Origin of the sequence: Streptomyces sp. NPDC059696, from assembly GCF_042733745.1 — a bacterium.
Taxonomy (GTDB): Bacteria; Actinomycetota; Actinomycetes; order Streptomycetales; family Streptomycetaceae; genus Streptomyces.
In genome coordinates, this window is sequence record NZ_JBHWFG010000009.1 from 105,978 (window position 1) to 120,254 (window position 14,277).

The window sequence follows — 14,277 nt, forward strand, 5'->3', positions numbered from 1 at the left end:
GTTTGTTGGGTTGGTGTTTTTTTTTTTTTAAACCCCATCGCGGGGGTGGGTGTGGGGGGGGGGGGGGGGGGGCCCGGCGACCCCCCCCCCCCCCGCGCCCCGCGCCCCAGGTGCCCCACCCGGCCCCTCTGCCTGAAGACCCCTCAGGAGTGCTCGTGACCACCGCCGTAGCCGCCCCGTTCCGTTTCTTCTCCCTCCAGGTCCTGCGGACACGGCGGCTCGGTCCGTCCCTGGTCCGCGTCACCTTCGGCGGGCCCGATCTGCACGCCTTCCACTCCGACGGGCGCGACCAGTCCCTGTCGCTGTTCCTGCCGCACCCCGGGCAGCCCGAGCCGGTCGTCCCGCTCGAACTCGGTGACGGCTGGTGGCAGGGCTGGCGTGAACTCCCGGACGACGTACGCGCCGTGATGCGCTCCTACACCCTGCGCGGTCTGCGCCGGGACCCGGACGAGATCGACATCGACTTCGCCCTGCACGGCATCGGAGCGGACGCCTCCGCCCAGGCCGGGCCGGCCTCCCGCTGGGCCGCCCGGGCCGCCGCAGGGGACCGGGTGCTGCTCCTCGGGCCCGCCCTCGCCGACAACCGGGCGATCCGGTTCCGGCCGCCCGAGGACACCGACCTCGTCGTCGTCTGGGGCGACGAGACCGCCGTGCCCGCCGCCTCCGCCATCGTCGAGTCGCTCCCGGCCGGCACCCGCGCCCGGGTCTGGCTGGAAGTCCCGCACGCCGGCGACATCCAGGACCTGGTGACCGAGGCCGATGCCGAGATCACCTGGCTGGTCCGGGAGGAGCGGAGCGCCGAGGGCTCCCCCATGGCCCTCGACGCCCTCCGCGACACCCCGCTGCCACCGGCCGAGCGGCCGTACGTCTGGATCGCCGGTGAGTCCGGGTGCGTGAAGGAGCTGCGCCGGCACTTCGTGCGCGACCTCGGGATCGACCGCCGCAGGGTGACGTTCGTCGGCTACTGGCGGCGTGGTGTGAGCGAGGAGCAGCTGCGGGCGGAGGCCTAGCCGCAGCCCACCGGCGCCGAGGCGACACGAGTGACCACCGTCACGGCAGGGTCAACTCCTTCCTCGATCAACTTAGGTTAGGCTTACCTAAGTTTTGGACGCCGGAGACCAGCCCACCCCGTCCCACACCGGACCGTCCCCACCGGAGGACCCCCACATGCGCTCGCACCTGCTCAACGACACCACCGCGGAGCAGTACCGCCGCTCCGTGACCGCCGGAGTCGAGCGGGTGGCCGCCAAACTCGCCGCCACCGAACGGCCGTTCACCGGCATCAGCGTCGACGCCCTCTCCCCCCGCATCGACGAGATCGACCTCGACCAGCCGCTGCACGACACCACCGCGGTGCTCGACGAACTGGAGGACGTCTACCTCCGGGACGCGATCTACTTCCACCACCCCCGCTACCTGGCCCACCTGAACTGCCCGGTCGTCATCCCGGCCGTCCTCGGCGAGGCCGTCCTGTCCGCCGTGAACTCCTCCCTCGACACCTGGGACCAGTCGGCCGGCGGCACCCTCATCGAGCGGAAACTGATCGACTGGACCAACGAGCGCATCGGCCTCGGCCCGGCCGCCGACGGCGTGTTCACCTCCGGCGGCTCCCAGTCCAACCTCCAGGCGCTGCTGCTCGCGAGGGAGGAGGCGAAGACCGACAGCCTCGCCACACTGCGCATCTTCGCCTCCGAGGTCAGCCACTTCAGCGTGAAGAAGTCCGCGAAGCTGCTCGGTCTGGGCCAGGATGCCGTGGTCTCCATACCCGTCGACCACGACAAGCGCATGCAGACCGTCGCCCTCGCCCGTGAGCTGGAGCGCTGCGCGAAGGACGGTCTCGTCCCCATGGCCGTCGTCGCCACCGCCGGCACCACCGACTTCGGCTCCATCGACCCGCTGCCCGAGATCGCCGAGCTGTGCGAGCAGTTCGGCACCTGGATGCACGTCGACGCCGCCTACGGCTGCGGCCTGCTGGCCTCCCTGAAGCACCGGGACCGCATAGGCGGCATCGAGCGCGCCGACTCGGTCACCGTCGACTACCACAAGTCCTTCTTCCAGCCGGTGAGTTCCTCGGCCGTGCTCGTCCGGGACGCCGCCACGCTGCGCCACGCCACCTACCACGCCGAGTACCTCAACCCGCGGCGCATGGTGGAGGAGCGCATCCCCAACCAGGTCGACAAGTCCCTGCAGACCACCCGCCGCTTCGACGCGCTCAAGCTGTGGATGACCCTGCGGACGATGGGCGCCGACGGCATCGGGCAGCTCTTCGACGACGTGTGCGACCTGGCCCGTGAGGGCTGGCGGATGATCGCCGCCGACCCGCGCTTCGACGTCGTCGTGGAGCCGAGCCTGTCCACCCTCGTCTTCCGCTGCATCCCGGCGTCCGTCACCGACCCCGCCGAGATCGACCGCGCCAACCTCTACGCCCGCAAGGCCCTGTTCGCCTCCGGTGACGCCATCGTCGCGGGCACCAAGGTCGGCGGCCGCCACTACCTGAAGTTCACCCTGCTCAACCCCGAGACGCAGGCGTCCGACATCGCCGCCGTCCTCGATCTGATCGCCGGCCACGCCGAGCAGTACCTGGGAGAGTCCCTTGACCGCGCGTCCTGACAACCCGACCGGAACCCATGACTTCGTGGGCATCGGGCTCGGCCCGTTCAACCTCGGCCTGGCCTGCCTGACCGAGCCGATCGACGAGCTCGACGGCGTCTTCCTGGAGTCGAAGCCCGACTTCGAGTGGCACGCCGGCATGTTCCTGGAGGGCGCCCACCTCCAGACCCCGTTCATGTCGGACCTGGTCACCCTCGCCGACCCCACGTCCCCGTACTCCTTCCTGAACTACCTCAAGGAGAAGGGCCGGCTCTACTCGTTCTACATCCGCGAGAACTTCTACCCGCTGCGCGTCGAGTACGACGACTACTGCCGCTGGGCCGCGAACAGACTGAGCAGCATCCGCTTCGGCACGACGGTCGCCGAGGTGACCTACGAGGACGAGCTCTACGTCGTACGGACCACCGCCGGCGACACCTACCGGGCCCGTCATCTGGTCCTCGGCACCGGCACCCCGCCCCACATACCCGAGGCCTGCCAGGGCCTGGGCGGCGACTTCCTGCACAACTCCCGCTACCTGGAGAGCAAGGCGGAGCTGCAGAAGAAGGACTCGATCACGCTGGTCGGCTCCGGCCAGTCGGCCGCCGAGATCTACTACGACCTGCTCGCCGAGATCGACGTCCACGGCTACCGGCTGAACTGGGTGACCCGCTCCCCGCGCTTCTTCCCGCTGGAGTACACCAAGCTCACGCTGGAGATGACGTCCCCCGAGTACGTCGACTACTTCCGTGAGCTGCCCGAGGCGACCCGCTACCGCCTCACCGCCGAGCAGAAGGGCCTGTTCAAGGGCATCGACGGCGACCTCATCAACGAGATCTTCGACCTGCTCTACCAGAAGAACCTCGGCGGCCCCGTCCCCACCCGTCTGCTCACCAACTCCTCGCTGCGCACCGCACGGTACGACAACGGCACCTACACCCTGGGCTTCCGCCAGGAGGAGCAGGGCAAGGACTTCGAGCTCCAGTCGCAGGGCCTGGTCCTGGCGACCGGCTACCGGTACGCCGAACCGGAGTTCCTGGCCCCCGTCAAGGACCGCCTGGTCTACGACTCGCAGGGCAACTTCGACGTCGCCCGCAACTACGCGATCGACGTCACCGGCCGCGGGATCTTCCTGCAGAACGCCGGGGTCCACACGCACAGCATCACCAGCCCCGACCTCGGCATGGGCCCCTACCGGAACGCGTACATCATCCGCGAGCTGCTCGGCAGCGAGTACTACCCGGTGGAGAAGACGATCGCCTTCCAGGAGTTCGCCGTATGAGCGCCGCCACCGGGATCGGAACGCTGACCGTCCGTCCCCTCGACCCCCTGGCGGACGCCGGGCTGCTGCACTCCTGGGTCACCCACCCCAAGGCGGCCTACTGGATGATGCAGGACGCGCAACTCCAGGACGTCGAGCGCGAGTACATGCGGATCGCGGCGCACGAGCACCACGACGCCTTCATCGGCCTGCACGAGGGCCGGCCCGCGTTCCTGATGGAGAAGTACGACCCCCGGTACGTGGAGCTGGTCGGGCTGTACGAACCGGAGCCCGGCGACGTCGGCATGCACTTCCTGGTCGCGCCGACCGACCGGCCGATCCACGGCTTCACCCGGGCCGTCATCACCACCGTGATGGACGAGCTGTTCGCCGACCCGCGCACCCGCCGGGTCGTGGTGGAGCCCGACGTCGCCAACAAGGCAGTACACGCGCTGAACGAGGCCGTCGGCTTCGTGGCCGAGCGCGAGATCGACAAGCCGGAGAAGCGCGCGCTGCTCAGCTTCTGCACGCGTGCACAGTTCCTGGCCGCCCGAGGAGTAGCCGTATGACCCTGTCCGACGCCGTGGCGCACCTGTCCCCCCACCGCTGGGCGCGGGCCAACCGCCTCCTGATCCGCAAAGCCCTCGCCGAGTTCGCCCACGAGCGGCTCATCACCCCCGAGCAGGACGGTGAGGACTACGTCGTCCGCAGCGACGACGGCCTGACGAGCTACCGTTTCACCGCCACCCGCCGGGCCCTGGACCACTGGCAGGTCGACGCCGAGTCGATCACCCGCCACCGGAACGGCACCGAAGTCCCCCTCGCCGCACTGGACTTCTTCATCGAACTGCAGAAGTCCCTGGGCCTGAGCGACGCCATCCTGCCGGTCTACCTGGAGGAGATCTCCTCCACCCTCTCCGGCACCTGCTACAAGCTCACCAAGCCGCGGGCCACCGCGGCCGAACTGGCCCGCGGCGACTTCCAGGCCATCGAGACGGGGATGACCGAGGGCCACCCCTGCTTCGTCGCCAACAACGGCCGGCTCGGCTTCGGCTCCCACGAGTACCTGTCCTACGCGCCGGAGACGGCGAGCCCGGTCCGCCTGGTGTGGCTGGCCGCGCACCGGTCGCGCGCCGCGTTCACGGCCGGTGCCGGCATCGAGTACGAGTCGTTCCTGCGCGAGGAGCTCGGCGCACAGACCGTCGAGCGCTTCCACGGCGTCCTGCGCGAGCAGGACCTGGACCCCGACGACTACCTGCTGATCCCGGTCCACCCCTGGCAGTGGTGGAACAAGCTCAGCGTCACCTTCGCCGCCGAGGTGGCCCGTCGGTACCTGGTGTGCCTGGGCGAGGGCGACGACGAGTACCTGGCCCAGCAGTCCATCCGGACCTTCTTCAACCGGACCAGCCCCGAGAAGCACTACGTGAAGACGGCGCTGTCGGTCATCAACATGGGCTTCATGCGCGGCCTGTCGGCGGCCTACATGGAGGCCACCCCGGCGATCAACGACTGGCTGGCCCAGCTCATCGAGGGCGACCCGGTGCTCAAGGCCACCGGCCTGTCGATCATCCGGGAGCGGGCGGCCGTCGGCTACCGGCACCTGGAGTACGAGCGGGCCACGGACCGCTACTCGCCGTACCGCAAGATGCTCGCCGCGCTGTGGCGGGAGAGCCCGGTGCCGTCCCTGAAGGACGGCGAGTCGCTGGCCACCATGGCCTCCCTGGTCCATGTCGACCACGAGGGTGCCTCCATCGCCGGCGCGCTGATCGAGCAGTCGGGCCTCGCCCCGGCGGAGTGGCTGCGCCGCTACCTCCAGGCCTACTTCACGCCCCTCCTGCACAGCTTCTACGCCTACGACCTGGTGTTCATGCCGCACGGCGAGAACGTCATCCTGGTGCTGAAGGACGGCGTCGTGCAGCGCGCGATCTACAAGGACATCGCCGAGGAGATCGCGGTCATGGACCCCGACGCGGTGCTGCCGCCGGCGGTCGAGCGGCTGCGCGTGGAGGTCCCGGAGGACAAGAAGCTCCTGTCGATCTTCACGGACGTCTTCGACTGCTTCTTCCGCTTCCTCGCGGCGAACCTCGCCACCGAGGGGATCCTGGCGGAGGACGACTTCTGGCGCACGGTCGCGGAGGTCACCCGCACCTACCAGGAGTCGATGCCCGAACTCGCCGACAGGTTCCGGCAGTACGACATGTTCGCCCCCGAGTTCGCCCTCTCCTGCCTCAACCGCCTCCAGCTCCGCAACAACGAACAGATGGTGGACCTGTCCGACCCGTCGGGCGCCCTCCAGCTGGTGGGCAACCTGAGGAATCCCATGGCGGACCTCTGACCCCACAGACAGACGGGCACCCCGGAGTACGGTCCTCCGGGGTGCCCGTCCTTTGCCTCAGGGGCGCGGGGAACCGCGCGACCGGCCCCCACCCACCCGCACCCGAATCACCGACCGCCGGCCGCAGGCCATGGCACCTGCGGCGACCGGTACCACTCCATCCCCAGCGCATCCCACCGCTCAGCCTGCGCGGCAAGCCGCCCCTTGTACCGCTCCCAGTCATGCGAAGCCGCCGGAGACCACCCCAACTCGGCAACACCGGGCAGCCGCGGGAACGCCATGAACTCCACGTGGGCGGAGTTCTCCAGGGTCTCCGACCACATCGGCGCCTCGACCCCCTTCACCGCGCCGCCCGGCACGCCCGGCAGATACGCCCCGGGATCCCAGTCGTAGGACCGCTTCACCTCGACATACCCCGCCCAGGACAGCCCCAGCGGCGTCTCCTTCGTGTACTTCATGTCGAGATACACCCGGTCCGCCGGGGACAGAATCAGCCCGGTCCCACTCTGCGCAGCCTTCACCACCCGGGCCTTCTCCTCGGCACCGGTGCCGTCCAGGCCCCAGTACTGCGCGAGCGCCCCCTTGGCCGGTCTCGCCCCGGTCAGCTGGTGCCAGCCGACCACCGTCTTGCCGTACTGCGCGACGATCGGCTGCACCCGGTCCATGAACTTCACGTAGTCCTCATGGCTGGTGGAGTGCGCCTCGTCGCCCCCGATGTGCAGGTACGCGCCGGGCGTGAGCGCCGCGATCTCCCGGATGACGTCGTCCACGAAGTCGTACGTGACCTCCTTGCCGACACACAGCGAGCTGAAGCCGACCTCGGTGCCGGTGTAGAGCGGCGGCGCGACGCCGTCGCAGTTCAGGTCGGCGTAGGAGGCGAGAGCCGCGTTCGTGTGGCCGGGCATGTCGATCTCGGGCACGACCTCCAGGTAGCGGGAGGAGGCGTACCGCACGATCTCCCGGTAGTCGGCCTTGGTGTAGAAGCCGCCGGGCCCGCCGCCGACCTCCGTGGAACCGCCGTAGGTCGCGAGGCGGGGCCAGGAGTCGATGGCGATGCGCCAGCCCTGGTCGTCGCTGAGATGCAGATGCAGTTTGTTGATCTTGTAGAGGGCGAGCTGGTCGATGTAGCGCTTGACCTGCTCGACGGTGAAGAAGTGCCGGGAGACGTCGAGCATGGCCCCGCGCCAGCCGTAGCGCGGGCTGTCCTCGACCGTGCCGCCCGCGACCAGCCAGGGGCCGGGCTGGACGGTGTCCTTCTCTACGGCCGCGGGGAGCAGCTGGCGCAGGGTCTGCACGCCGTGGAAGAGGCCGGCGGGCCGGGCGGCGGTGATGGTCAGGCCGCTCCGGCCGCTGTCGAGCCGGTAGCCCTCGGCGCCGAAGGGGCCCTCGGCGAGGCGCAGCCGGATGCCTCCGGTCCCCCGGGTGGTGACCGGAAGGGGGTAGCCGGTCGAGGGACGCAGGATCTTCCCGAGGTACTCGCCGACGCCCCGGGCCTCGCGGGCTGCGTCGACACGGATGTGGGTGCCGCGGGTGATCCGGTACGGGGATCCGCCCGGGGTGACGGATGCGGGCGCGGGGACCACCCGGTCGAGCGGGGTGGGCGGCGAAGGCGGTGCGGGGGCGGCCCCGGTGACCGAGGCGGTCATCGCGACCAGCAGCAGGGGACCGAGCAGGCGGAGCGTTCTGCGGTGCTGTCTCACACGGCCATCTCTCACAAGCGTGTCCCTTCACGAGCCGTTGAGCTCCAAGAGGTCTGGACCAGACTCTCGTGAGTCGGGTGGAACAATCCACCCCATGGCGGAAATCATCCAGAAGGACGGCACCTGGGCCTTCGACGGGGACGCGCTGCGGCTGACTCCGGGGCGGGACAGGAACGTCGGTCTGTTGCGCAGGGAATTGGGTGAACTGGTCGTTCCGTTAGGGGCGTTGGCCGGTATCTCCTTGGAGCAGGGCAAGAAGTCGGGGCGGCTCAGGCTCCGGCTGCGCGAGGGCGCCGACCCCCTGCTGCACGCCACCGGCGGCCGGCTCACCGAGCCCCACGACCCGTACCAGCTGATCGTGGAGTCCGACCGGTACGGCGTCGCCGAGTACTTCGTGGACGAGGTGCGCGGCGCCCTCCTCCTCGACCAGGTCCCCGCCGGGCCGGTCGACGCGTACCTGCTGCCGGGCCCGCCGGTCCCGCTGTCGGTCTCCGCCGGGGACGGCACCGCCGGTTTCGACGGCGAGCGGATACGGCTGGAGTGGAACTGGAAGACGGAGGACGCCAAGGCCGCGGCCGGCCCCCGCACGCTCGCCCTCACCGACATCACGGGTGTGGAGTGGCACCCGGCGGCCGGTCTGGAGAACGGCCACCTGCGCTTCACCGTGCGGGACGCGCCCACCAAGGCGCCGCCCAAGTACGACCCCCACGCGGTGGAGCTGTGGGGCTTCAAGAAGGACCCGCTGATGGCGCTGGTCGCGGCGGCGGTCCAGGCGAGGCTTCCGCACCCGGCCCGGGCCGCCGCCCCGCACCCGGTGGACGCGCGACCGGAGCTGCCCGCTCCTTCGGTCGCGACCGCCGAGGACGACCACGACGCCCTGCTGCGCCGCCTGCGCGAGCTCGGGGAACTGCATCGCGCGGGCGTGCTGACGGACGAGGAGTTCGCCCTGGCCAAGCAGGCGGTCCTCAAGCGGATGTAGGACGCGCGGGCTACTTCGCCCGGCGTGCCACCGTGAAGTGGTCCACCTGGTCGCCGCTCTCGGCGATGCCGCGCACCGTCAGCGTGGCCAGGTGCCCCTTCGGCGCGGGGGCGACGTCCACGCGCAGGAAGGAGTAGTCGAGGTAGCGCACCCGGGACCAGGCGACGGTCTCGTTCTGCTTGCCGCCCTTGACGTTGACGAACGAGGCGACGGACTCCACGTCGTGTTCGTTGCCCTCGTACGACAGGGGGGCGCTGAACGCGTAGAGGCTGCGGCCGGCCGCACCGGCCGTCACGTACACCACGCCCTCGGTCTCGGGGTGGGCGGTGCCGCCGATGGGGAGCTTCTTGGCGACCTTGCCGCCCTTGATGACGTCGGTGCGCTCGTACTGGTGGTTGTGGCCGTTGATGACCAGGTCCACGGTGTACTTCTCGAAAAGCGGCACCCACTCCTGCCGGACCCCGCCCTCGGAGGCGTGGGCGGTGGAGGTGCAGTAGGCGCAGTGGTGGAAGAACACGACGATGAAGTCGATGTCGTGGGAGGCCCGGTACTTCTTGAGCTGGGTTTCCAGCCACGTGGTCTGGGTGCCGCCGGAGATGCCGAGGTTGGCCGGGATCTCGAAGGAGATGTCGTTGGCGTCGAGCGAGATGACGGCCGTGTTGCCGTGGACGAAGGAGTAGACGCCCGGCAGGTTCTGCTTGTCGGGGCCGTTGCCGGGCAGGGTCCAGCGGGCTTCCTCGCCGCCGTAGCCGTTGGGCGAGTACCAGGCCTCCATGTCGTGGTTGCCGTAGGCGGGCATCCACGGGACGGACTTGGCGACGGACTCGGTCTGGGCGAGGAACTGGTCCCAGACCCGGGAGTCGAAGCCGGTGTCGGAGGTCTGGCCGGAGCCGGAGGGGTCGGCGTAGGCGATGTCGCCGGCGTGCAGGTGGAAGGCCGGGTTCTGGCCGAGCAGCAGGGCGTTGTTGGCGAGGCCGTGGTAGCTGACGCCCTCGTCGCCGAAGGCCGTGAAGGTGAACGGCGCCTTGTGCGCGGGGGCGGTGGTGAAGGTGCCGAGGGTGCCGAGCAGGTGGGGTGCGGCCGGGTCGAAACCCTCGTGGCCGACGCCGTAGTAGTACGTCCGGCCCGGCTTGAGGCGGCTCAGCCTGGCGTGGACGTAGTACTGGGTGTGGTTGCCGCTCGCGCCGACGCCGGCGGGGGTGAAGAGGGTGCGGACTTCGGCGTCGATCTTGCGGGAGAGGTCCGTGGGGTGGGCGCCGATCCGGATGAAGGGCTTCTTGACGGCGACGGGGACCTGCCAGGAGACGGTCATCTCCGTGCGCGGGTCGGCGCCGTAGGCGAGGTGCCGGCCGAAGGGGGCGACGTGAGCGCCGTCGACGGCCGGGGCGGCGGGGGCGGTGCGGGCGGTGGGCACGGCGGCCCGGGCGGTGGCACCGGGCACGAACGCGCCACCGGCGACGGCGCCGAGCGTGACGGCGCCGCCTCTGATCATCGTGCGCCGGGAGAATCTGGCGCGCAGGTACTCGTGCTGCTCGGCCATGCTCATGCGCGCGGCGAGCCGCTCGGGTACGCCCATACGAGGAGTGTCCATGGCGTCCAAAAGTCGGTGCCTCGGGCAACGGGAGGCCGGACGCCCGGTGGCCGGGCCACGAACAAGCGCTCATGACCCGTTCAACGTTCCCTCAAGGACTCCCCACAGACATCTGCCCGAAATCGGGCAGGATTCTTGCGAAAGCGTCGCCGGTACCTCAGGATCTAGCGAGTGCACGACGAACTCGTTGATCATCTGACGCGCTCCACCGCCCTCGGCCGGGGCGAGGCGCTGCGTGTGATCCAGGACGTGCTCGCCTACTTCGACGAGACGACCGAGGAGTACGTCCGTCGCCGCCACCGCGAGCTCCAGGCCCAGGGCCTGGTCAACGCGGCGATCTTCGAACGGATCGAGGCGGACCTCAAGTACCGCGCGGTGGCCCCGCCGGAGCTCTCGCTCCGGCAGCTGCGGCGCATCGTCTACGGCTAGGAATACGTATACATGTGCGGAATCGTCGGTTACATCGGGAAGCGTGACGTCGCGCCCCTGCTCCTGGAGGGCCTGCAGCGCCTGGAGTACCGCGGCTACGACTCCGCGGGCATCGTCGTCACGTCCCCGAAGACGTCCGGCCTGAAGATGGTCAAGGCCAAGGGCCGCGTCCGCGACCTCGAGGCCAAGGTCCCGGCCCGCTTCAAGGGCACCACCGGCATCGCCCACACCCGCTGGGCCACCCACGGCGCCCCCTCCGACGTGAACGCCCACCCGCACCTGGACGCCGAGGGCAACGTCGCCGTCGTCCACAACGGCATCATCGACAACGCCTCCGACCTGCGCCGCAAGCTGGAGGCGGACGGCGTCGAGTTCCTCTCCGAGACCGACACCGAGGTCCTGGTCCACCTCATCGCCCGCTCGCAGGCGACCAAGCTGGAGGACAAGGTCCGCGAGACCCTCCGGGTCATCGAGGGCACCTACGGCATCGCCGTCATGCACGCCGACTTCCCCGACCGGATCGTCGTCGCCCGCAACGGCTCCCCGGTCGTCCTCGGCATCGGCGAGAAGGAGATGTTCGTCGCCTCGGACATCGCCGCGCTGGTCTCCCACACGCGGCAGATCGTCACCCTCGACGACGGCGAGATGGCCACCCTCAAGGCCGACGACTTCCGCACCTACACCACCGAGGGCACCCGCACCACCGCCGAGCCCACCACCGTGGAGTGGGAGGCCGCCTCCTACGACATGGGCGGCCACGACACGTACATGCACAAGGAGATCCACGAGCAGGCCGACGCCGTGGACCGCGTGCTGCGCGGCCGCATCGACGACCGCTTCTCCACCGTGCACCTGGGCGGCCTGAACCTGGACGCCCGCGAGGCCCGGCGGATCCGCCGCGTGAAGATCCTCGGCTGCGGCACCTCGTACCACGCGGGCATGATCGGCGCCCAGATGATCGAGCAGCTGGCCCGCATCCCCGCCGACGCCGAGCCGGCCTCGGAGTTCCGCTACCGCAACGCGGTCGTCGACCCCGACACCCTCTACGTCGCGGTGTCCCAGTCCGGCGAGACGTACGACGTGCTGGCCGCCGTGCAGGAGCTCAAGCGCAAGGGCGCGCGCGTCCTGGGCGTGGTGAACGTCGTCGGCTCGGCGATCGCCCGTGAGGCGGACGGCGGCATCTACGTGCACGCCGGACCCGAGGTCTGCGTCGTCTCCACCAAGTGCTTCACCAACACCACGGTCGCCTTCGCCCTGCTCGCCCTCCACCTGGGGCGCACCCGCGACCTGTCGGTCAGCGACGGCAAGCGGATCATCGAGGGCCTGCGCAAGCTGCCCGCCCAGATCTCCGAGATCCTCCAGCAGGAGGAGGAGGTCAAGAAGCTGGCCCTGCAGTTCGCCGAGGCCCGCTCGATGCTCTTCATCGGCCGTGTCCGGGGCTACCCCGTGGCCCGCGAGGCCTCCCTGAAGCTCAAGGAGATCTCCTACATCCACGCCGAGGCCTACCCCGCCTCGGAGCTCAAGCACGGCCCGCTGGCCCTGATCGAGCCGGCCCTGCCGACGGTGGCGATCGTCCCCGACGACGATCTGCTGGAGAAGAACCGCGCCGCCATGGAGGAGATCAAGGCCCGCAGCGGCAAGATCCTCGCCGTGGCCCACCAGCCCCAGGAGAAGGCCGACGAGACGATCGTCGTCCCCAAGAACGAGGACGAGCTGGACCCGATCCTGATGGGCATCCCGCTCCAGCTCCTGGCGTACCACACGGCACTGGTACTCGGCCGCGACATCGACAAGCCCCGCAACCTGGCCAAGTCGGTGACGGTGGAGTAAGCGGCCTTCACTTCGGGGCGGGGCTGTATCGACCGGCGGCTCCGCCGCGTGGGCGCGACACGCCCCCACGCACCCGCACAAGCTGAACAAAGAGGGACGGACCCCCACGTGCTGCCACCAAGCACAGGGGGTCCGTTTCATCGCCGGGAAGTCGCCCAACTTCCCGGCGGCGGCTGCCGATTCAGCCGGTGGCCGTCACCCCCCGGCCGGCAGCCCGCCGCGGAAGCGCCGCAGGCCAGTGCGCCTGCGCCGCGGTCGCCGCATACCAGGCCACCGCACCCGCGGCCACGGCGAACCACCCACCCGCCTTGGTGAGCCCGTCGTTGCCCGCGAACTCGGCGACCGCCAGGAGCAACAGGGCGACGAAGAACAGCCCGTACACGCTCCGCCCCAGCTGGTCCCCACCCGCGAGCGTCAACGACAGGGCCACCAGGGCGAACAACAGCAGGAACAACCCTGCCCCGTTGCCGGAGGCGCCGTCGGACACGGCCCAGGTGAACCACAGCGCCCCGAGCACCGAGAACGCCGTACCACCGGCGGCGTCCCCTTCCCGCAGGGCCACCAGCCCCGCGACGAACAGGGCTACTCCGCCCACGTACTGGGCGATTGACACGGCGTCAGCGGCTGACACACCGTCGATCACGGCGGTGTTCCCCAGCCCGAAGGCCAGCAGGGTGATTCCGAGGGCGAGTCGACCGGCCACGGTCGTGATTCCGCTTCCCGCGGAGACGTCTTTGTCCACGGCGGGCTCCCTTCGTGCATGTGCAGTGGTGCGGTGCTCCGTATATGCCCTTCACAAGGGCACAAACACCTCTACGCATGAGTAGATTCGCGCGACGCGCAAGGGAGTTGCCGCTGCGTGAACGTCAGGGGATGACGATGACGGGCCGCTGCGCCCGCTTGGCGAGCCGCCCCGCGACCGAGCCGAAGATGCGCCCGACGATGCCGTGGGTGGAGCCGACCACGATCGCGTCGGCCTCGTACTCGCGGCCGACCTCTTCGAGTTCGTGGCAGATGTCTCCGCCGCGCTCGACCAGGATCCAGGGCACCTCGGCGAGGTAGTCCGCACAGGCCAGCTCCAGGCCGAGCACCTCGGTGCGGTGGTCCGGGACGTCCACGAACACCGGCGGCTCACAGCCGGCCCACACCGTGGTCGGCAGCCGGTTGGCGACGTGGACGATGATCAGACCCGATCCGGAACGATGGGCCATCCCGATCGCGTAGGCCAGGGCGCGCTCACTGGAGGTGGAGCCGTCGAAGCCGACGACGACACCGTGCTTGAAGGCGGGATCGCAGGAGTGGCGTGGCTCTTCCGCCGCCAGGGGCTCGGCCGCCGTGGGATCGGCGACGGGCCGCTTGCGGTCCGCGGGTTCGAAGAATTCGTGACCGGCCATGGCTGTCTCGGCGTCGTGATCCTTATACGGGAGGGACAACATGTGCGGCGGAGCTGTGTCCGGGAATGCTCTTCCCAACCCCATACCCCCAAGGGTACGGCGGCACGCCTCCTTAGCCCAGATCCCGCTCACGGTGCGTGCGGGTTCCAGGGAGCATGCACGAGGCACC

Annotated in this window: 12 protein-coding genes; 8 read left to right on the forward strand and 4 right to left on the reverse strand. The window is 69.9% G+C overall.

Annotation, left to right across the window (positions count from 1 at the left end; translation table 11 throughout):
• Positions 1 to 155: 155 nt before the first annotated feature.
• From ACFV20_RS12375 to ACFV20_RS12395, 5 genes are all read left to right on the forward strand, one after another.
• A complete protein-coding gene (locus ACFV20_RS12375) occupies positions 156 to 1,010 on the forward strand; it encodes a siderophore-interacting protein (RefSeq protein WP_385655467.1) in 855 nt (284 codons plus the stop codon).
• A gap of 157 nt (positions 1,011 to 1,167) precedes the next feature.
• Complete coding sequence (gene desA / locus ACFV20_RS12380) at positions 1,168 to 2,610, forward strand: lysine decarboxylase DesA (RefSeq protein ID WP_385655469.1); 1,443 nt, start codon at positions 1,168 to 1,170, stop codon at positions 2,608 to 2,610.
• On the forward strand, positions 2,594 to 3,871 hold the full coding sequence (locus ACFV20_RS12385) for a lysine N(6)-hydroxylase/L-ornithine N(5)-oxygenase family protein (RefSeq protein ID WP_385655470.1): 1,278 nt from the start codon (positions 2,594 to 2,596) through the stop codon (positions 3,869 to 3,871). Before desA ends, ACFV20_RS12385 begins: the two co-directional genes overlap by 17 nt.
• Positions 3,868 to 4,419, forward strand: coding sequence for a GNAT family N-acetyltransferase (locus ACFV20_RS12390; protein ID WP_385655471.1), 552 nt, complete (start codon positions 3,868 to 3,870; stop codon positions 4,417 to 4,419). The genes ACFV20_RS12385 and ACFV20_RS12390 overlap by 4 nt, the downstream gene beginning before the upstream one ends.
• Positions 4,416 to 6,185: an IucA/IucC family protein gene (locus tag ACFV20_RS12395; protein WP_385655472.1), complete on the forward strand. Its 1,770-nt coding sequence runs from the start codon at positions 4,416 to 4,418 to the stop codon at positions 6,183 to 6,185. Before ACFV20_RS12390 ends, ACFV20_RS12395 begins: the two co-directional genes overlap by 4 nt.
• Before the next feature lie 107 nt (positions 6,186 to 6,292).
• On the opposite strand, the gene ACFV20_RS12400 is transcribed toward ACFV20_RS12395, so the two are convergent.
• Positions 6,293 to 7,885 carry a beta-N-acetylhexosaminidase gene (locus ACFV20_RS12400; protein WP_385655474.1) on the reverse strand — a complete coding sequence of 531 codons (1,593 nt, stop codon included), beginning with the start codon at positions 7,883 to 7,885 and terminating at the stop codon, positions 6,293 to 6,295.
• A gap of 94 nt (positions 7,886 to 7,979) precedes the next feature.
• On the opposite strand from ACFV20_RS12400, the gene ACFV20_RS12405 reads away from it, so the two are divergent.
• Positions 7,980 to 8,864 carry a DUF4429 domain-containing protein gene (locus ACFV20_RS12405; RefSeq protein ID WP_385655476.1) on the forward strand — a complete coding sequence of 295 codons (885 nt, stop codon included), beginning with the start codon at positions 7,980 to 7,982 and terminating at the stop codon, positions 8,862 to 8,864.
• Between the two features lie 10 nt (positions 8,865 to 8,874).
• On the opposite strand, the gene ACFV20_RS12410 is transcribed toward ACFV20_RS12405, so the two are convergent.
• Positions 8,875 to 10,440, reverse strand: a complete 1,566-nt coding sequence (locus ACFV20_RS12410) for a purple acid phosphatase family protein (RefSeq protein ID WP_385655478.1) — start codon at positions 10,438 to 10,440, stop codon at positions 8,875 to 8,877.
• Between the two features lie 186 nt (positions 10,441 to 10,626).
• Here ACFV20_RS12410 and ACFV20_RS12415 point away from each other — a divergent pair, with 186 nt between their 5' ends.
• Together ACFV20_RS12415 and glmS are read left to right on the forward strand one after the other, a co-directional pair.
• Positions 10,627 to 10,884, forward strand: coding sequence for a hypothetical protein (locus tag ACFV20_RS12415; RefSeq protein ID WP_030838058.1), 258 nt, complete (start codon positions 10,627 to 10,629; stop codon positions 10,882 to 10,884).
• 12 nt (positions 10,885 to 10,896) lie between these two features.
• Entirely contained in the window at positions 10,897 to 12,714 is a 1,818-nt protein-coding gene (gene glmS / locus ACFV20_RS12420; RefSeq protein ID WP_385655480.1) for a glutamine--fructose-6-phosphate transaminase (isomerizing), read from the forward strand.
• 181 nt (positions 12,715 to 12,895) lie between these two features.
• On the opposite strand, the gene ACFV20_RS12425 is transcribed toward glmS, so the two are convergent.
• Together ACFV20_RS12425 and ACFV20_RS12430 are read right to left on the reverse strand one after the other, a co-directional pair.
• A complete protein-coding gene (locus tag ACFV20_RS12425) occupies positions 12,896 to 13,456 on the reverse strand; it encodes a GPR1/FUN34/YaaH family transporter (RefSeq protein WP_385655482.1) in 561 nt (186 codons plus the stop codon).
• A gap of 124 nt (positions 13,457 to 13,580) precedes the next feature.
• Positions 13,581 to 14,108 carry a universal stress protein gene (locus ACFV20_RS12430; protein ID WP_010047889.1) on the reverse strand — a complete coding sequence of 176 codons (528 nt, stop codon included), beginning with the start codon at positions 14,106 to 14,108 and terminating at the stop codon, positions 13,581 to 13,583.
• Positions 14,109 to 14,277: the final 169 nt, after the last annotated feature.